The organism is Pseudonocardia yunnanensis (assembly GCF_039534065.1).
In the GTDB taxonomy this organism is placed as follows: domain Bacteria; phylum Actinomycetota; class Actinomycetes; order Mycobacteriales; family Pseudonocardiaceae; genus Pseudonocardia; species Pseudonocardia yunnanensis.
Genome location: NZ_BAAAUS010000063.1, coordinates 121,149 through 138,735 on the forward strand (window position 1 = coordinate 121,149; position 17,587 = coordinate 138,735).

Sequence of the window (17,587 nt, forward strand, 5' to 3'; positions counted from 1 at the left end):
CTCAGGACGGGGACATCACAGGACGGGGACGTTGAGGGAGAGCAGCGCAGCGGGGGCCGTGCGGTCGGCGGGCACGGCCACCTCGGTGACGGCGCCGTTCTCCAGCCGGGGGAAGACGTGCCGGTAGCGGGCCACCGGCAGGCCGATCAGCGTGCACAGCCCGAGCCGCAGCAGCGTGTTGTGCGCGACCACCAGCACGGTGGATCTGCGCGCGGCGAGAACACGGAGCGTGTCGGCGGCCCGCTGGGCGGCCGCGGCCGGATGCTCGGCTCCCGGAAAGGGGTGGGCGGCCGGATCGGCGCGGAACCGGGCGGCGACATCCGGATCGAGCTCGTCGAGCGTGCGCCCCTCGGCGACGCCGAAGCCCACCTCGCGCAGGTCGTCGATGATCTCCAGTTCGGTCTCGCAGGCCAGGGCGCTCGGTCGGGCCGTCTCGACGGCCCGTCGGAGCGGCGAGGCGACCACTGCGTCGACGCCGCGCTTGCGGGCCCAGGAACCGAGCCGCTCGGCCTGCAGCACACCCGCGGGGGTGAGGTCGATGTCGCTGTGTCCGCCGGCGTAGCGGTTCTCGGCGTGCCAGACGGTCTGTCCGTGCCGGGCGAGCAGCAGGGTCATCGGACCCGCGCGAGAACGTCGGGGTTCGCGCAGTGCAGGGGTAATTGGCCACGCAGCCATCGGCCGGCTTCGGCCGCCACCATCCGGCTCGCCCGCTCCGCGACCGCGCGGCTGGCCCCGGCGAGGTGCGGGGTCATCACGACGTGCGGGGCACGGCGCAGCGGATGGTCGGCGGGCAACGGCTCGACGTCGAACACGTCCAGGCCCGCGGCGAACAGGTGCCCGTCGGTCAGCGCCGCGGCCAGCGCGGTGTGGTCCACCAGCGCTCCGCGGGCGCAGTTGACCAGCACGGATCCGGAAGGCATCGCCGCGATGCGCTCGGCGTTCATCAGGCCGCGGGTCTCGTCCGTGACGCGCGCGTGCAGCGAGACGACCTGCGACGTCGCGACCAGCTCGTCCAGCTCGACGAGCCGCACACCGGACGGCAGGGTGGCCGGATCGGCGTAGGGGTCGGCCACCAGGACGTCGGCACCGAACGCCAGCAGGATCCGCGCCACCCGCGAGCCGACCGCCCCGGCACCGACGAGCCCGACCGTGGCCCCTTCCAGCTCGAGCCCGGTCTTCTCGTAGGCGTAGAGGGAGCTCTCCCAAAAGCCCTCGACGACGCCGAGGTGGCTCTGCGGGATGCGGCGCATCGCGGCGAGCACCAGTCCGACGGCGTACTCCGCGGTGGAGGTGGCGTTGCGTCCGGGCGCGAACGTCACCGTGACGCCGTGCTCGGTGGCCGCAGCCAGGTTCGCGTTGACCGGCCCCCCGCGAGACACGGCGAACAGCTCCAGATCGGGGCAGGCCTCGAGGATCCGGCGGGTGAGCGGCGCCATCTGCGTCAGGCACACGCGGACGCCCTGCAGGGCCGCCGTCAGCTCTTCCTCGGAGCCGGACGCCTCGTCCACCTCCGCGACGGGGCCGAAGGGCACGTGTGGCCACGGGAGCTCCAGCTCTCGGACGTCGAACGCTCCCTCGGCGGCCAGGTCCGTAGCCAGCAACCGGTTCAGCACGAAGCGGTCGCCTGCGACGAGGGCGCGGGCCCGGGTGGTCATGCGTCGTTCCTCTCGGTGCGCGCCCGCGCGTGTGCGGCGAGCTGTGGGTCGAGCCAGCCCCGCTGCTCCAGCGCGTCGACGAACGCACGGTGCGCGGGAGCGAGGACGGCGGTACGGGTGAGATCGGGTTCGAGCGTGCGATGCAGGCGCACGATCCGTTTCGCGGCGCCTGCGATGTCCCTGTCGTGGGCGCCGGCGGCGAGCACGGCCATGCCCAGCGCCGCCTCCGCGTCGGCCGGTACCCGGACGGGCACGCCGAGCAGGTCGCAGCGCAGCTGGTTCCACCAGGGGTTGCGGGCACCGCCGCCGGTGGTGCTCACGGGGCCGGAGACGTCGGCACCGGCGTGGTGGAGAAGGTCGAAGCAGAGCCGCTCGACGTGCGCGACGCCGTGGCAGATGGCAGCGAACCGGGTGGCCGGATCCGGGATGTCGAGGCCGAAACCCCGCGCGTCCGGTGCCACGAACGGGAACCGCTCGCCCGTGCCCGCCAGTGGATAACACAGTGGAACGTCGTGAACCCGGGCGGCGGCCGCCGTCAGCGCGTCGAGATCCGCGTCCGGGAACAGCTCGCTGATCACGCCCGCGCCCGTGCTGGACGCACCGCCGGGAAGCCAGAGATCCCCGTGCGGGGCCCGGTGGGAGTAGACAGCGCCGGTCGGGTCGTGCAGAAGCGTTCTGCTCACCCCCTTGAGGGCGAGGGTGGTGCCGAGCACCGCGTTCCACTCGCCGGGCTCCAGGGCACCGGCGCCGAGCTGGGCGGCACATCCGTCCGTCATTCCCGCGATCACCGGCGTGCCGGGTGGGAGTCCCGTTTCCTCGGCGGCCGCGGCGCCGACGGTGCCGAGCAACGAGCCCGCCCGCTGCACGGTCGGCAGCACTGCCGGATCGAGGTGCAGCCGGGCGAGCACGTCGAGGGGCCAGCACTCGTCGAGCAGGTCGTACCCGGTCTTGAGCGCGTGGCTCGAGTCGGCGGCCACCGGACGGCCGACCAGGCGGGTGGTGATCACGTCGGGTTGGTGGGCCAGGCGGGCTCCGTCACGTAGCAGGCCCTGGTCACGCCACCACAACAGCTTCGGCAGCGCCCAGGCAGGCTGCATCCGGTAGGCGAGGCGGCTCCAGAGGTCCGAACCGGCGTTCTGAGCCTGCTCGGCCAGGTCGCCGGCGCGGATGTCGTCGTACATGAGGCCGGGCGTGCGGGGGGTGCCGTCGGGTCCGGTGAGCAGCACGGTCCCGGACGTGGCGCAGACGGCGACCCCGCCCATCGCGCGTGTGCCGGCGATCGCGGCCGTCACGTCGGCCAGCGCGGCGGACGTGGCGGACCACCACTGTTCGGGATCCTGCTCGTGGCGTGGACCGTCACGGTGGCTGGTGAGCGGCCGCGACGCGGCGGCCAGCGGGGTGCCGTCGTCGGCGACGGCGAGCGCCCGGACGCTCTGCGTGCCGAGGTCCACGCCGATCCAGGCGAGATCCTCAGACATGCAGCGCACCCGGGCCGGTCGCGCGCCAGTGCGCCCATCGCTGTGCGGCGAGGGCCCGGGTAGCAAGGAACTCGGCGTGCTCGGCATCGTGCAGATCCTGGACGGTCTTGTCCGGAACGAACCGACGCCGCTCGCGCACCAGCGCCGCCGCGGCCGCGGACACGTCCGCATGGTCGCCGAGTGCGGCGAGCGCCGTGAGCAGCGCGCCCTTCGCGCCGATCTCGGTGTCCTCGGTGCAGACGGCTTCGACGCCGGTGACGTCGGCGATGAGCTGGCACCACAGTGCACTCGCGGTGCCCCCGCCGCAGAGTCGCAGGTCGGCGGGCGCAGCGGATTCGGTCGGACCTGCGCTGCCGCTGCGGACGGCGGTGAGGCAGTCCCGGATCACGTGGGCGAGGCCTTCCAGCACCGCCCGCGCGACGTGCTCCCGGCCGTGGGCGAACGTCGCACCGGTGAGCAGGCCGCTCGCGGCGGCGTCGAGGAACGGCGCGCGCTCGCCCGCGGGGGAGAGGTAGGGCAGCATGCGTAGCCCGTCGGCGCCCGGGGGTGCCTGCGCGGCGAGGTCGGACAGCGCTGCGGGGCCGGGCAGGCCGAGCAGCGCGACGGCCCAGTCGATCACGCCCGTGCCGGCGAGCGTCGGAAAGACCCGCAGCAGCCGCTCCGGACGGCCGAGTGCGAGCGTGAGGCCGCTCGGCTCGCCTGCGGTGTCGGCACGTGTGATCACCGTCTCGGTGCAGAGCGTCGTGCCGAGCACGCTCGTGGCCTGGCCGGGATCGGTGGCTCCGCTGCCCACCGCGGTGGCGACGACGTCGAAGGGTGCGAGCACGACGGGCGTGCCTGCGGGGATCCCGAGCTGAGCGGCGGCGTCGGCGCTGAGCGGGTGGACGCGGTCGGAGTCGGGGATCAGCGGAGGGAGCAGATCGCGCCGGTGCTCCAACCCGTAGAGCGCGACGAGCGCGTCGGAGTAGGTGCCGCGCCCGATGTCGAGCCACGGCGCTGACGCCTCGGACATGTCGATCCCGAGCACGCCGGTCAGCCGCAGGAGGAGCCAACTGCCGCAGGTCAGCACGGCCGCGGCCCGGTCCAGGACCTCCGGCTCCTCGACGTCGAGCACGCGGAGCACGGCATTGGGGAGCCCCGCATTGGTCAGGGAGGCGTTGGTGCGGAAGGCCTCGTCGAGCACGCCCTCGTTGCGCCAGCCTGCGACGATGTCGGCCGCGCGGCCGTCGTTCCAGAGTACGGCGGGCCGGACAGGGCTCCCCGCCGCGTCCACCAGCCACGCACCGTCGCCCTGGGCGGTGAGGGCGATCAGCCGGACAGGGCGCGCCACTCGCTGCACGGCTTCGCGGACCGTGGCGACCACGGCGTCCCATACCTCGCCCATGTCCTGTTCGGAGCGTTCGCGCGTGGGATGAGCCACGGCCGTGCCGCGGCGGGTGACGGCGAGCTCGCGGCCGCCGGCATCGAAGACGACCGCCTTGATCACGGTGGTGCCGGCGTCCACGCAGACCGCCACGGCGTCCGAGGTCATCGATGGTTCCTCCGTTCCCCCGCTCGGGGTGCGGGGCAACGATCAGTAGACAGGCGATGGCCTCAACTTCGCAATATTTAACATCCGATGATCGAGGGCCGACATAAATGTGCAGCTCAGAGGGATCTCGAGACCTCGATCAGGGACCGAACTTCACATCCGATCCCATCTAAGGAAGTCCGACGATGTCGATCCGTGCCCCGCGGGCGCGCAGGCCCGACACCACGGCGGGGGACGTCGCGCTGTCGACGAGCACGCGGTCGAGCGTGGAGAGCTCGACGAGCCGGTGCAGGGCACGCTTTGTGAACTTCGTGTGGTCGACGAGCGCGACGGTGCGGGCCGCGCTCGCGATGAGTGCCCGGCGGGTGATCACGGTGTCCTGCGACTGGATGTAGCAGACGCCGTCGGTGACCGCGGTGGTGGACATGACGAGGAGGTCGGTGCGCAGGTCGGCGGCCGCCTCGGCCGTGGCCTGGCCGAGGAACGAGTCGTAGGCCGGGTCGTAGCGACCGCCCAGCCCGATGATCTCGATACCTGCCCGGCCCGCGAGCGCACGGACGACGGGCAGGAAATGGGTGACCACCGTGAGCGGCGCCTTCTCCGGCAGGAGCCGGGCCAGCGCCAGTGCGGTGGTGCTGTCGTCGAGCGCCACGACCTGCCCCGCGAAGACCTCGTCGGCGAGCGCCGCCGCGGCCAGCGCCTGCTTCTCGGCCTGCTCGGCCTGCATGCGGTGCGGCAGGTCGCCGTGGAACGTGGCGGTGGGTGCGCTCGTGGCACCGCCGCGCACCTTGCGCAGGAAACCGCGCTCCTCGAGCTCGTCGAGATCGCGGTGGACGGTCATGATGCTCACGCCGAACTCGCCCGCGAGCACGTCCACGCGTACGAAGCCCGATTCGGCCACCCGCCGCCGTATCGCCTCACGGCGCATCTCGGGACTCGTGCGGGCACCGGCGGCCAGGTACGGGTCGGGCATCGCGTCGGACACCCGCTCAGCCTTCCATCGCGGGGTCGATCGCCGGCACGGCGCTACGCGATGACGAGGTGCACCACGTCGGGCACCGTGCACCGGGCCGGCGTCTCGCCGTGCCCCGGTCACGCGAGCACGATGAGTCCGCGATCGCCGGTTCATCCCGGTTTCTCGGCGGGAATAGTACCGACCCATTATCGACGAATTCGCGGCATCCCCCCGCTGCGTTATCGCGGCGTCTTGGGATCCTGACAGAACGTCACCTGCTCAGCGTGGACCGGTGTCAGGCATTATCGGTGGAGGCTTGATTGTCCGGTTCCATTCCGCCCGCACCCTTCTTTCTCACCACCGATCTCGCTGAGCGCCATCGGCTGTACGGGGAGCTCAGCAGGTCCGGGCCGGTGCACCGGGTCGTGCTACCCCACGGTGAATGGGCGTGGCTCGTGGTCCGCTACGAGGAGGCGCGTGCCGCGCTCACCGATCCGCGGCTGGCCACGGCGGGGCCGCCCTTCGCCGCCGAGCTGGATCCGGGCCTCCGCGCTGCCATCAACAGCAACATGCTCAACGTCGATCTGCCCGAGCACGGCCGGCTGCGGCGGCTGGTGGCCGCCGCGTTCACCCGGCGGCGGGTGGAACGGTTGGCTCCGCGGATCCAGCAGCTGACCGACGAGCTGCTGGATCCGCTCGTGGCACGGGCGGCCGACTCCTCGTTCGATCTCGTCGCGGAGTTCGCCTATCCGCTGCCGGTCGCGGTGATCTGCGAGTTGCTCGGCGTGCCGGAGAGCGGCCGGGAGAGATTCCGGGAATGGTCGTTCGCCGACGTCAACGCGTCCGTGATCGGGGTGCAGGCGTACGCCGCGGCGGCCACGGCGTTCGTCGAGTACCTGCGCGACCTGATCGCGCGGAAGCGCCGGGAGCCCGCAGACGATCTGACATCGGCCCTGGTCGGGGCACGTGACGGCAGCGACCAGCTCACCGAGGACGAGCTCACCTCGATGATCTACCTGTTGCTCGTGGCCGGGCACGAGACCACGGTCAACCTCATCGCCAACGGCGTGTACATGCTGCTGTGCAGGCCAGGGGCATGGGCGGTGCTGGGCGCCGAACCGGAACGTGTGCCCAGCGCGGTGGAGGAGCTGTTGCGCATCGACGGGCCGGTGCAGACCAGCACGCTGCGAATCGCGGTGGAGACCTTCGAGTTCGCCGGTGTCACGATCGAGGAAGGCGACACCGTGCTGGTGGGGCTGCTGGCCGCCAACCGCGACACCACCACCCGGCCCGACGCGGAGGATCTCGACCTGACCCGCTCGCCCAACCAGCACATCGCGTTCGGTCACGGCATCCATCTCTGCCTCGGGGCGCCGCTGGCCCGGTTGGAGGCGCAGACGGCGTTCACCGGCCTGCTCGCCCGATTCCCCGGCCTGCGTCTGGCCGTGCCACCGCACGAGATCGCGGCCGAGCCGGGCCTGTTGATGAACGCGTTCCACGCGCTTCCGGTCACGGCCCGGCCGGCGTGATCACGATGATTTCCGGGCCGGGCCGGAATCAGTGACGTCGACCGATGTAGTGCGAAGCGGAATTCGCTGAATCGGCGCCGGTGCTGGAGTCACATCGAGGAGTTGTGCCGGCTCCGCCTCCGTTCGGTCTCCACGAGCCGGTCCCGCAGGCGCGTGAGCGCGGCGAGCGCCTGTGTTCGGTCGCCGTCGCCGACATGGTCGTGCGCCTGCCAGAGGAGTCCGAGCCACTCGGACGCGTCCGTGTCGCCTGCCTGGGCCGCCATGTCGGCGAGAGTCCAGAGCGCGTCGATCTCCGACTCCCGATAGGCCAGTTGATCGGCCCGCGGTGAGACCTCGACCTGGTGGATGACCAGAACGACCGTGTCGACGTCCAGCGTCTCCACGTCCACGATGTGCCACGGGTCGGCCCCGCCGACCCCGTTCGCCTCCCCGTTGATCATCGAGCTAACGCTCATCCGCTCGCTGCCGGCGTCACGCGCCCGGGCGTCAGCTCGGACATGTGCTCCGCGAGCACGTCCTCGAACTCCGCGTGCCGCGACACCACGTCGTAGCCCCGGGTACGGAACGCCCATGCCTGCTTGGCGAGGGCCGGCTCGATTCCGTCGGCGAGGTCCCTGGCCATCTTGATCAGGCGGCGGCGCATGGCGATGATCGCGATGTCGCTCGTCCCGAGGTGTTCCTTGCTGCGGTCGAGCACCGGCTCCATCGTCTCGGTCATCGCCCGGTCCTCCTCGGGCGGCGTCCCGAGGATTCCGCTGAACCGCTTGGTCCGCTGCACGTGCCTGTCGATCTTGAAGTCGTTGTCACGGTTGAGCGGGGACCGGCGCGTGTCGATCACATACCCGTCGGCGAGCTCCCACGGATGCAGCGGCTGTCCGTTGTTCCGCCCGTTCGCGATGGCTTCCTCTGCCGACAGCGCACGGTGCGGGTGCCAGACGAAGGAGAACGACATCGAGTTGCGGTCGTCGATCGGGACGACGATGCGCCCGGGGCGCTCGGCCGACCCCGGTGTCTCCGACGTGGACGGCACGAGCCAGTGCGAGAAGCGCCAGTAGTAGTCGTCCTCGCCGCCGACTCGCCGGCCGCCGTAGACGAAGCCGTAGTCGGTGCTCTTCACGGTCAGGGACGGCGACCGGTCCTTCGTGACGTAATCGGTGAAGTTCTCGACGAATCGCGCCCACTTGAGCGTGGTGCTCGGATTGAGCGTGCGGTGCAGGAACGACACGTGCGCCGTGTCGATATCGCCTTCGAGCGTCTGCAGCCAGTTGCATTCGACGAGGCTCGCGCTGATCACGCGTTGGTTCGCCGGCACCTGCGCCCACTCGTACTCCGGGAACTCCGGCTGCTTGTCCGGCGGTCCCATGTAGGCCCACACGAGCCCGCCGCGCTCCTGCGTCGGGTATCCCGGGGCGCGCACCTTGTCCTTGAAGTTCGACCGCGCGGGTTCCGACGGGATGTGCAGGCAGCGGCCCGTCACGTCGAACTTCCAGCCGTGGTAGATGCACCGCAGGCCGCCCTCCTCGTTGCGGGCGTAGAACAGGTTGGCCCGCCTGTGAGGGCAGTAGGCGGACAGGACGCCGACCTTCCCCTCGGTGTCGCGGAACGCGACCAGATCTTCACCGAGGATCCGGAGCCGGACCGGAGCGCCGTCGGGATCCTCCATGTCCTCGCTCGCCACGACCGGGAGCCAGAAGCGGCGGAACAGTTCGCCCATCGGGGTCCCCGGCCCGACCTCCGTGATCAGCTTGTTGTCCTCAGGCCGAAGCATGTGCGCGTCCTCCCGTGCCGGTGGCCGGTGTCATCGGGACCGCCCGAAGACGGTCTGGAACTGTTCGAGGTACTTCTGCTGACGATCCAGCTCGGTGTAGTCGACCGGCCGGGGCGGGGTGACGGCGTCGAGCTCGTCGAGTGCGGGGAAGCCGGGCGGGCCGGGCACGCCGTCCCGTACCGGGTATTCGTTCCCCTCCTGGGAGAGGCAGGTCTGCCCCTCCTCGCTGAGCAGCCAGCTCTCCAGCAACCGGGCCGCGTTGGGGTGCGGGGCGTTCGTGATGATGCCGATGAAGTGGCCGGTGACCGGCGAGGCGCCCGCTACCGGGAACACCCACTTCAGGCTGGAGCCCTCTGCGAGAGGCGGCCCCGTCATCTGGTCGAGGCCGCCCATCATCACGGCGTACTCGCCACTGCGGAGCGCCTCGATGGCAGGTTGAACGCCCTGGATCAGCGCCGGTTCGTTGGCGGCGTACCGCTCCAGCCACGCGTCGTCGGTGGCGCCGCCGGTCTGCAGGAGCTCCTGCAGGATGCTGAGTCCGGCCCCGGGGCCCGTCGGATCCGGCATCACGATCTTGCCCTTGAACCGGGGGTCGGCCAGGTCGGTCCAGCTCTTCGGGGCTTCGTCCGGGGAGATCTGGGCCGTGTTGTAGGCGATCCCGGCCACTCGCTTGGAGTCGACGACGAACCCGTGGTCCGGACCCCACGCCTCCTCCGGGATGCCGTCGACGTCCGCGGGTGTGAACGGCGTCAGGATCCCGCTCTTGGTGAGGGCGAGCATCGTCGTGGAGCCGGTGCGCAGAACGTCGCCGACGTTCTGACCGCTCACATGCTCCTGCTCGAGCCGGGCCTGGGTCTCCCCGACCATGTACTGCGACTCCACGGTGATACCCGGGAAGCGCTGGGAGAACCGGTCGTAGCAGGCGTTGCCCTTGATCCCGTAGACGACGACCTTGTCCTCACCCGCGGCCTGCGCCGCGGCGTACAACTCCTGAACCGGCGCTCCCACCGCCGATTGCTGGCCGCCCCCTCCCGTGTCTCCTCCCGAACCGCACGCCGCGAGCAGGAGGCCGACCGCCCCCGCCACGGCTGCCAAGAACCAGCGGGATCGCCGTCGTCCCAGCTTCGTCGCTGCCGACTTCATCGCCGTCTCCTCCGTCGCGCCTTCTGTTCGCCACGAGCTCCGCTCAGGCGCCGATCTCCACGAGCTCATCCGGCCGGATGCTGAGGTCCACCAGGTCACCGCTGACCGGGACCGTCCCCTGGGTGGCGGCCCGGACGTCCGCGTCGCGGATCCGTGCAAGCAGCGCGACCTCGCCCGCCTGCACCTGGATCTCGAGGTCCTCTCCGAGGTAGGTCACCGTCCTGACCTGGGCGCGGAAGGACTGTCCGGGCTCAGGTGCGGCCGGCGCGAGGCGGAACGCACCGGCCCGCGCCGCGAGCTCCACGATGCTGCCGGGCGGGCGCACGCTGGTGGTCGCGCACCGGACGAGGGGGCCATCGCTGCCGAGCCGAACCAGCGCGCCGTCCCGGTCCGAGGCGACCACCTCGGCCTTCAGGAGGTTGTCGAACCCGATGAAGTCGGCCACGAACCGGTTGGCCGGGCAGGTGTAGATCTCCCGCGGAGTGCCGATCTGCTGGACGACACCGGCCTGCATCACCGCGATGCGGTCCGACAGCGCCATGGCCTCCGTGCGGTCGTGCGTGACGTAGATCGACGTCGAGCCCAGCGCGTCGTGCAGCCTTCGCACCTCACGGCGCATCTGGGACCTCAACAGGCTGTCCAAGTTGGACAGTGGCTCGTCGTAGAGCACCACCTGCGGACGGTTGACCAGCGCACGTGCGAGCGCGACGCGCTGTTGCTGCCCGCCGCTGAGCTTGCTCGGCAGCCGGCCGCCGTACTCGGCGAGCCCGACGACGTCGAGCATCTCGGCGACCCGAGCCGCCACCGCGGTGCCGTCCAGCCGCGCCCGCCGCAACGGATAGGCGACGTTGCCGAAAGTCGTCATGTGGGGCCACAGGGCATAGCTCTGGAAGACCATGCCCATGTTCCGCTTCTCGGGCGGCACGAACACACTGCGAGACACCATGGGCTCGCCGTCGAAGCGGATCTCCCCGCTCGTCGGCCGCTCGAGGCCCGCCACGCAGCGCAGGGTCGTGGTCTTCCCGCAGCCACTCGGCCCCAGGAGGCTGAGGAACTCGCCGTCCTGGACGGTGAGGTCGAGGTGGTCGACGGCGGCAGCGCCGCTGTCGAACCGCTTGGTGAGTCCGGCGATGTCGATCTGCGCCACAGCTAGTCTCCTTCGGCCGCCGTGCGGATGGGCACCGCAGGCGACGGCTCCCGGGCCGGCGCAGCGGTCGGAACGGACCCGGCGAGCGGGGACGGTTCGGCTGTCGTGGCAACGGGCGTCGCCGGTGCCTGCCGCGCGCGGAGCACGCGGGTGCCGACCGCGCGCACCGCGAGCGCGAGGACCAGCACCGCCGCCATCGCCGCGAGCATGAGCGTGAAGACGGCGGCCGCTTCGGACGAGCGGCCGGACTCGGTCATCTCCAACAGCACGACCGGGACCGTCTGGCTGCCCGGTCCGGAGAGCAGTACCGGCACCGCCAGCTCGCCGGCCATCACCACACCACAGATCAGCCACCCCGCCAGCAGGCTCGGCAGGATCAGGCGCAGGACCACCCCGATCACCGCGCGCAGCCGGCCTGCGCCGTGCACGCGCGCTGCCTCCTCGAGCTGCCTGTGCACCTGTGCGATCGCCGCGTTGGCCAACCGCACAGCCACCGGCGTGGCCACGACGATGAGGCCGAGCATGACCAGCCAGATCGAGGCGAAGAGCGTGCGCAGCCCGGGGACCGAGAGGTACGCCCAGAGCATCCCGAGGCCGAGCACGACACCCGGGACGGCCCATGGCAGCCACGTCGCGCCCTCCAGCACCCACCGCAGCTTCGACGTGCCGCGCTGGACGATGTAGGCGATGAGCGTGGCCAGCGCCACCGCGAGGAACCCACCGACGACCACGACGAACGCCGTGTTCTGCAGCGCCGAGACGACCCCGGGCTCGCCGAGGACCGTGCGGTAGTGATCGAGGGTGAGCCCGGAGGACAGCACGCCGAACACGGACTGCACGGAGCCGAGCACCAGCTGCACCAGCGGGAAGGCCAGGGCCAGGAGCCCGAAGGCGACGATGGCCGCGGTGCAGAGGTACCTGCGACGCCCGAGGTCGAGAAGCTCGACGCGCTGACCCTTGCCACCGAGCGTGGTGAAGTCCCGCCTGCCGAGGAACCGCCACATCAGGACGACCAGGACGACCATGATCGCCATGACCAGCACGGAAAGGGCGCTCGCCTGGGCATACGCGGGAGGGAAGTGGTTGCGCAGGTAGTCGTAGATCTGGGTCGAGAAGACCTCGATACCGGCCGGGGCGCCCAGCAGGAGCGGCACGTCGAACGACTCGAGCCCACGAACGAACCCCATGAGTGCGAGCGCGAGGAGCACCGGCGCGAGTACCGGCAGTTCGATCCGGAAGAACGTCGCGGTCCTGCTCACGCCCGCCATCAGGGAGGCCTCCCGAAGCGCTGGGTCCAGCGTGCGGAAGACACCGAGCATGAGCATGTAGTTGATCGCCGTGATCTTGAGGACGGCGACGAACACGATTCCGGGCCAGGACCGCACATCGAGCGGGCCCTCCTCGACGGGCACGACCAGCCTCAGGATCTGGTTGAGCAGACCGGTGCTCGAGTTGCCGAGCATGGCCCAGCTGATCCCGAAGAACAGGAACGGCAGCGTGATCAGCGCGACCATCATCGGTGTCACGAATCGGCGTCCCGGCGTGTTCGTCTGGGTGACGACCCACGCGAAGAAGACGGCGAGGACCAGCGAGATCACCATCACCGAGAACGAGTAGGCCGTCGAGTTCCAGAGCAGCTCGTAGGTGGCGGGTTCGGTGTAGGCGTCGACGAAGCCCTGTAACGACCACTCACCGGGGAAGCCGGGGGAGGAGGTCCGGAATGCGCCGACCACGACCATGACGGCCGGGTAGACGAAGAGCACGAGGATCACGAGACCCAGTGCGGTCGCCCCGAGGAAGGCCAGCGGCCGCGCACCGCGGCGGCGCAGCGACGTCGGCAACGCGGGCACACGGGTACGGCTCGGTGGTCTGGTGGTCACTGGTGTTCCGCCCGGCATGCGGTTCCTCCACATCGAGGCGCGGCGCAGGATCGTGCGGATCCGGCGTTGCGGGATGAAGGAAACGTATGTGCAGGCGGAACAGTCTCGGGTGGATCGGACCCTGTTTTCCGCTGGCGCGAATAAGCCGGGTTTCGGGCCTCTCAGTCGGCGTACGCGCGCCGACGCGCGGCGGGCGTCACAGCGAACCCGCGTCGGCCAGCAGGTCCTCGCCGATGCGGGAGACGGCTTCCTGGAGTGGGTCGAGCAGCGCGCGGCTGGGCACGGCACCGATGCGCGCGGTGGGCGCGGACACCGCGACCGCCGCGAGGGCCGTACCGTCGGGGCGCCGGACCGGCATGGCGACGGCCGTGATTCCGTCCTCGGACTCGCCGACGTTGGTGGCGTAGCCCAGCTCGCGCACCGTCTCCAGTTCGTCGCTGAGCTCGTTGAGCGTGGCGATGCTCCGCCGGGTCATCGGCAGCAGCCGGTGGCCGGCGAACAGGGCCCGGAGCTTCCGCGGAGGCAGCTCGGCCAGTAGGGCCTTTCCGCCCGAGACGGTGTGACACGGCAGGACCGTGCCCACCCGAACGATGGTGCGGAGGGGACGCGCACCGCGGACGCCACTGATGAATCGGCAGAACAGTCCGTCGAGCACGATCAGGGTGATCGTTTCCTCCACGGATTCCGAGAGCCGTCTGAGGTGCGGGCGTAACCGGACGGAAAGATCATCGGCAGGCTGGGCCGCGGCGGTGAGGGCCCAGAAAGCCGGACCGGTCCGATAGGTCCGCGTGTTCACGTCCGCCGTGACGAACCCGCGGTGGGCGAGCGTCGACAGCAGGCGGTGGGCGGTGGACGGGGCGACGCCGAGCTCGCGGCTGACGTCGGTGACCCGGAGCTGCCGCTGTTCGGGCAGCAGGGCGAGCAGGCGCAGGGCCCGGTCCACCGACTCGAGCGCGTACGGCGGCAGCGCGGCGGACTCGGGCGCTGCGAGCTCGGCGCCCGAGGGCGGCGTGCTCCTGCCGAGCTGTACCGGCAGTGGGAACGCGTGCCCGGGGCGAGTGGGCCGTTCCTGCTCGTGCGTAGCGCGAGACGCCGGTCGCGAGCGGGGTGGGTGATCGAAGGGATCGTGAGCCGTAGTTGCCCGAGGCGGTTCCGTCGCGGTCATCGCTCCTCCTTGAGCAGCACCACACGGGGAGACTCCCGGATCAAGCTACGGACGGTTTCCTTTCAGCGGCAAGACGCCTTGGACGGTTTCCGCATGGAAGAAAAAAGTCGCGCCAGGCGGTGAGATCGGCGCGGAGGAATCACGGGCCCGACTGCTCGATCAGCCTGTGGACGTCTTCCACCGCGGCAAGTAGCTCGTCGGCGAAACGGCGCTCGGCCGCGTCGTCGGGCATGCGGGTCGACGGAACGGCGATGTTGAGGGCGGCGATCGGCGTGCCTATCCGGTCCCGTAGGCATGCCCCGACCGCGCTGATGCCGATCTCCGCCTGCTCGCGGTTGATCGCGTACCCGCGTCGCCTGATCTCCTCGAGCTCGGCCCCGAGCTCGTCGAACGTGCGCAACGAATGCGGGGTGGGAGTCGGCAGGACCAGATCGGGCAGGTGGTGGGCGAGCTGCTCTGCCGGCAGCGCGGCGAGGATCGACTTGCCACCCGCAGTGCACGTGGCGGGGAGCAGAACGCCGGTGCGGCTGCCGACCCGGACGGTCCGGCGGCCTTCCACGCAGTCGATGAACCGCACGCAGCCCCGCTCGAGCACGAGAAGGCTCGCCGTCTCGTGCGTGGCCTCCCTGAGGGCTTCGAGCGCCGGGCGTGCCACGGTGCGCAGGTCGATGCGACCGATCACCGCGAAGCCGAGCTCGGCGAGCACCGGGCCGGGACGATACGGGGTGTTCGGCCGATCCTGGACGACGAACCCGTGATGCATCAGCGAGGACAGCAGCCGATGGGCCGTCGAACGGGCGACGCCGAGCGAGTCCGCGGCGTCGGACAGCCGGACCGGCCCGCGCTCGGCGACGAGTTTGAGCAGGTGGAGGGCGTTGTCCACCGAGGACAGTCGATTGATCGGGTTCGGCATGACGGGCCTCGACCTCCGGGGCGGTGGGTGGTTACATCCGCTCGTCCGGCCGTTGCATGTGGTGATAGCCGTGGCGCACCCTGGCCTGCGCCAAGGTCGATTTCCCGGCGAGGACGTCGGCCAGGATCGCCTCCTCACCTGCTGCGATCAGCGTGGCCGTCCCCAGCACCTCGTCCTCCACATCGGAGGGAACGACGACGATCCCGTCCGTATCTCCGAGCACGAGGTCGCCTGCCTTCACCTGGACGCCTCCGATCGACACCGGGCGGCCCACGTCGGACACCTCGACGCGGTCCTTGCCCGTGCGCATGAATCGACCGCGGCTGTGGATGGGGTAGCCGAGCTGAAGCGCCCGCGCCACGTCGCGGCAGACCCCGTCGATCACGGTGCCCGCGACGCCCCGGTCGGCCGCGATCGTGGTGAGGATGTCGCCCCAGACCGTGCAGTCCGTGCGTCCGGCGTTGTCCAGCACGACGACCTCGCCAGGGGACACGTCGTCGAGGTAGTCGCCGACCGTGCCGGGCGAAGACCCTGCCGTCACATATCGAACGGTGAACGCACGACCCCAGAACCGGGCCGACGCGTCGGAGAGCGGGCGCAGCCCGTAGGCGCTACCAGGCAGACCGAGGCGGTCGAGAGCGTCGGAGACCGTGGCGGTGGAGAACCCGGCCAGGGGATGAGTGGGTGGAGTGCTCATCGCTCGGTCTCCTCGGACTCGATCGACGGGAACCGCGAGTCGTGCATGACGTCGGTGACAGGGCGCCCCGCGCGTACCGCGGCCACCATCGCCGCCTCACGCTCGACGATCCGCTCCGCGAGGCCGATCACGTCCTCGGTGCGGTCGCGGGGGACGAACACCACGCCGTTGCGGTCGGCCAGAACGAGGTCACCGGGGCCGACGCGGATGCCGGCCACGTCGACGGGCTCGTCCATCGCGAGTTGGACGATGCGGCCGCGCGCGCTCACCGGCACGACAGCGCGGCCGAAGACCGGAAACGCGAGCTCCTCGCTCTCCGCGATGTCGCGGCACGCCCCGTCGATCACCACTCCGCGCAGGCCACGTCCCTCCGCCGCGACGGCCAGGATGCCGCCCCAGCAGGAGACGTCCGTGCGCCCGGCGTTCGCGATCACCAGCACGTCGTCGGGGTGGGCCGCCTCGATCGCCGCGGTGGCGATGTGGTCGGCGGGCCCCTCCGACGGGCGGGGTCCGGCGCGCACGGTCCGGACGAACCCTGCGACCACACCCGGAACCGGCCACAGTGGCCGCAGCCCTGTGGTGGCTCCGGCCAGCCCCAGCGTGTCCAGTGCGTCGGACACCGCGCAGCTGTCCAGGGCCCGCAGCCGGTCCAGGAGGTCCACCTTCAGTTCCGTCCCGTCGCTCATGCCGCGGCCGCCGGCCCGGGGGTCCAGGTGACGAAGCCCATCGCGCATCCCGTCCCCGCCTCGGTCCGGTAGCAGGGCTGGTACTCCACGACCTCCGGACGCAGGCCGCTGCCTGACATCGCGCCGGCCACGACGATCCAGTTCCGCATCTCGGACGTCCCTGAGCGCAGCAGTTCGTCCGGAAGCTGCGCCATGTACTCGGAGTCGTCCTGAATCAGGGCGTCGAGGAAGGCCCGGTCGAGCTCCTCGTCCACGACCATGTGGCTCAGCCCACCAGAGGCGATGACGCCCACCCGATCAGCGCCGGCGAAGGCCGCGATGCCCGCGCCGAGCGCGCGCCCGAACGCATAGCACCGCGCTGCGGTCGGCGGGTTCGGCTCCCAGAAGGTGTTGACGAAGACCGGGACGAACGGGATCTCACCGCTGCCGTCGAGCACCTGCTGGTAGACGAAGCCCCAGCCGTGCGGGATCCCGTGGTCGCCGTACCGTCCGGCCGGGAGCGCGCGCGACGCGGCCGGGTCGAATCCCGCCCGTCCCACGTGCTTCACGAGGTGCAGAGCGAGCTCCGAATGGCACTTGCGCGTGACGGGGACGTCCGGGACGTTCGCCACCTCGGCGATCGCCAGCCCCGGTGGCATCGCGTCGAGGTGCTCCTGCGTGAACGGCACGTGTTCGACGGTGTCGCCGTGATAGATCGCGAACGCGGGGAGCAGCTCGTCGCCGAAGGTCTCCTTGTGGTCGCTGCTCACCACCACCAGCGCGTCGAGATCCGCGCCGCGCACCACGTCGCCGATGGTGCGGATCGCCCGACGGCACGCGGCGTGCCGGTCCTGCCAGACGTCGGGCAGGCACTCGTCGGCGAACGTGCCGCCGCCGCGCAGCCGGTCGAGCTCGGCGAACGTGTGTTCCTGCCCCTTGTAGACCAGCGCCGGGTTGACCCGGTCGGCCTTGCCGCGCTCTCCCCAGCTCGCGGGCGGGGTGTTCAGCAGGGGACCGTGCGAGGTCCCGACGCCGACAACGATCTCGGCCATGTTCCCCTC

At 71.0% G+C, this 17,587-nt stretch carries 16 protein-coding genes; 1 reads left to right on the forward strand and 15 read right to left on the reverse strand.

Annotated features, from left to right (window positions below):
• Nucleotides 1–15: 15 nt before the first annotated feature.
• The 5 genes from ABD743_RS41150 to ABD743_RS41170 all read right to left on the reverse strand — a co-directional run bounded on the left by ABD743_RS41150 (nucleotide 16) and on the right by ABD743_RS41170 (nucleotide 5,649).
• Nucleotides 16–615: a histidine phosphatase family protein gene (locus tag ABD743_RS41150; protein WP_344729648.1), complete on the reverse strand. Its 600-nt coding sequence runs from the start codon at nucleotides 613–615 to the stop codon at nucleotides 16–18.
• Entirely contained in the window at nucleotides 612–1,655 is a 1,044-nt protein-coding gene (locus ABD743_RS41155; RefSeq protein ID WP_344729649.1) for a 2-hydroxyacid dehydrogenase, read from the reverse strand. The genes ABD743_RS41150 and ABD743_RS41155 overlap by 4 nt, the downstream gene beginning before the upstream one ends.
• Nucleotides 1,652–3,133, reverse strand: a complete 1,482-nt coding sequence (locus tag ABD743_RS41160; protein WP_344729651.1) for an FGGY-family carbohydrate kinase — start codon at nucleotides 3,131–3,133, stop codon at nucleotides 1,652–1,654. The genes ABD743_RS41155 and ABD743_RS41160 overlap by 4 nt, the downstream gene beginning before the upstream one ends.
• Complete coding sequence (locus ABD743_RS41165; protein WP_344729652.1) at nucleotides 3,126–4,664, reverse strand: FGGY family carbohydrate kinase; 1,539 nt, start codon at nucleotides 4,662–4,664, stop codon at nucleotides 3,126–3,128. The genes ABD743_RS41160 and ABD743_RS41165 overlap by 8 nt, the downstream gene beginning before the upstream one ends.
• Nucleotides 4,665–4,833: 169 nt before the next feature.
• Nucleotides 4,834–5,649 (reverse strand): DeoR/GlpR family DNA-binding transcription regulator, encoded by an 816-nt coding sequence (locus ABD743_RS41170; protein ID WP_344729654.1) that lies wholly within the window; start codon nucleotides 5,647–5,649, stop codon nucleotides 4,834–4,836.
• Between the two features lie 290 nt (nucleotides 5,650–5,939).
• Here ABD743_RS41170 and ABD743_RS41175 point away from each other — a divergent pair, with 290 nt between their 5' ends.
• The gene (locus ABD743_RS41175) at nucleotides 5,940–7,148 is read left to right on the forward strand and encodes a cytochrome P450 family protein (RefSeq protein ID WP_344729655.1); all 1,209 of its coding nucleotides are present in this window, start codon (nucleotides 5,940–5,942) and stop codon (nucleotides 7,146–7,148) included.
• A gap of 89 nt (nucleotides 7,149–7,237) precedes the next feature.
• On the opposite strand, the gene ABD743_RS41180 is transcribed toward ABD743_RS41175, so the two are convergent.
• The 10 genes from ABD743_RS41180 to ABD743_RS41225 all read right to left on the reverse strand — a co-directional run bounded on the left by ABD743_RS41180 (nucleotide 7,238) and on the right by ABD743_RS41225 (nucleotide 17,578).
• The gene (locus ABD743_RS41180) at nucleotides 7,238–7,588 is read right to left on the reverse strand and encodes a hypothetical protein (protein WP_344729656.1); all 351 of its coding nucleotides are present in this window, start codon (nucleotides 7,586–7,588) and stop codon (nucleotides 7,238–7,240) included.
• 11 nt (nucleotides 7,589–7,599) lie between these two features.
• Nucleotides 7,600–8,916, reverse strand: a complete 1,317-nt coding sequence (locus ABD743_RS41185; RefSeq protein ID WP_344729657.1) for a Rieske 2Fe-2S domain-containing protein — start codon at nucleotides 8,914–8,916, stop codon at nucleotides 7,600–7,602.
• A gap of 30 nt (nucleotides 8,917–8,946) precedes the next feature.
• A complete protein-coding gene (locus tag ABD743_RS41190) occupies nucleotides 8,947–10,059 on the reverse strand; it encodes an ABC transporter substrate-binding protein (protein ID WP_344729659.1) in 1,113 nt (370 codons plus the stop codon).
• A gap of 43 nt (nucleotides 10,060–10,102) precedes the next feature.
• Nucleotides 10,103–11,206, reverse strand: coding sequence for an ABC transporter ATP-binding protein (locus ABD743_RS41195; RefSeq protein WP_344729660.1), 1,104 nt, complete (start codon nucleotides 11,204–11,206; stop codon nucleotides 10,103–10,105).
• A 2-nt stretch (nucleotides 11,207–11,208) separates the two neighbouring features.
• Nucleotides 11,209–13,086 (reverse strand): ABC transporter permease, encoded by a 1,878-nt coding sequence (locus ABD743_RS41200; protein WP_344729661.1) that lies wholly within the window; start codon nucleotides 13,084–13,086, stop codon nucleotides 11,209–11,211.
• A 196-nt stretch (nucleotides 13,087–13,282) separates the two neighbouring features.
• The gene (locus ABD743_RS41205) at nucleotides 13,283–14,251 is read right to left on the reverse strand and encodes an IclR family transcriptional regulator (RefSeq protein WP_344729663.1); all 969 of its coding nucleotides are present in this window, start codon (nucleotides 14,249–14,251) and stop codon (nucleotides 13,283–13,285) included.
• 139 nt (nucleotides 14,252–14,390) lie between these two features.
• Entirely contained in the window at nucleotides 14,391–15,164 is a 774-nt protein-coding gene (locus ABD743_RS41210; protein WP_344729664.1) for an IclR family transcriptional regulator, read from the reverse strand.
• Nucleotides 15,165–15,195: 31 nt separating this feature from the next.
• Nucleotides 15,196–15,861, reverse strand: a complete 666-nt coding sequence (locus ABD743_RS41215) for an RraA family protein (RefSeq protein WP_344729667.1) — start codon at nucleotides 15,859–15,861, stop codon at nucleotides 15,196–15,198.
• A complete protein-coding gene (locus tag ABD743_RS41220; RefSeq protein ID WP_344729669.1) occupies nucleotides 15,858–16,547 on the reverse strand; it encodes an RraA family protein in 690 nt (229 codons plus the stop codon). Before ABD743_RS41220 ends, ABD743_RS41215 begins: the two co-directional genes overlap by 4 nt.
• Complete coding sequence (locus ABD743_RS41225; RefSeq protein ID WP_344729670.1) at nucleotides 16,544–17,578, reverse strand: DODA-type extradiol aromatic ring-opening family dioxygenase; 1,035 nt, start codon at nucleotides 17,576–17,578, stop codon at nucleotides 16,544–16,546. Before ABD743_RS41225 ends, ABD743_RS41220 begins: the two co-directional genes overlap by 4 nt.
• Nucleotides 17,579–17,587: the final 9 nt, after the last annotated feature.

What these genes read in the sequence shown, in the direction of transcription:
- ABD743_RS41150 (WP_344729648.1), bottom strand. Translation starts at nt 615, where the DNA reads ATGACCCTGCTGCTCGCCCGGCACGGACAGACCGTCTGGCACGCCGAG.
- ABD743_RS41155 (WP_344729649.1), bottom strand. Translation starts at nt 1,655, where the DNA reads ATGACCACCCGGGCCCGCGCCCTCGTCGCAGGCGACCGCTTCGTGCTG.
- ABD743_RS41160 (WP_344729651.1), bottom strand. Translation starts at nt 3,133, where the DNA reads ATGTCTGAGGATCTCGCCTGGATCGGCGTGGACCTCGGCACGCAGAGC.
- ABD743_RS41165 (WP_344729652.1), bottom strand. Translation starts at nt 4,664, where the DNA reads ATGACCTCGGACGCCGTGGCGGTCTGCGTGGACGCCGGCACCACCGTG.
- ABD743_RS41180 (WP_344729656.1), bottom strand. Translation starts at nt 7,588, where the DNA reads ATGATCAACGGGGAGGCGAACGGGGTCGGCGGGGCCGACCCGTGGCAC.
- ABD743_RS41185 (WP_344729657.1), bottom strand. Translation starts at nt 8,916, where the DNA reads ATGCTTCGGCCTGAGGACAACAAGCTGATCACGGAGGTCGGGCCGGGG.
- ABD743_RS41190 (WP_344729659.1), bottom strand. Translation starts at nt 10,059, where the DNA reads ATGAAGTCGGCAGCGACGAAGCTGGGACGACGGCGATCCCGCTGGTTC.
- ABD743_RS41205 (WP_344729663.1), bottom strand. Translation starts at nt 14,251, where the DNA reads ATGACCGCGACGGAACCGCCTCGGGCAACTACGGCTCACGATCCCTTC.
- ABD743_RS41210 (WP_344729664.1), bottom strand. Translation starts at nt 15,164, where the DNA reads ATGCCGAACCCGATCAATCGACTGTCCTCGGTGGACAACGCCCTCCAC.
- ABD743_RS41215 (WP_344729667.1), bottom strand. Translation starts at nt 15,861, where the DNA reads ATGAGCACTCCACCCACTCATCCCCTGGCCGGGTTCTCCACCGCCACG.
- ABD743_RS41220 (WP_344729669.1), bottom strand. Translation starts at nt 16,547, where the DNA reads ATGAGCGACGGGACGGAACTGAAGGTGGACCTCCTGGACCGGCTGCGG.
- ABD743_RS41225 (WP_344729670.1), bottom strand. Translation starts at nt 17,578, where the DNA reads ATGGCCGAGATCGTTGTCGGCGTCGGGACCTCGCACGGTCCCCTGCTG.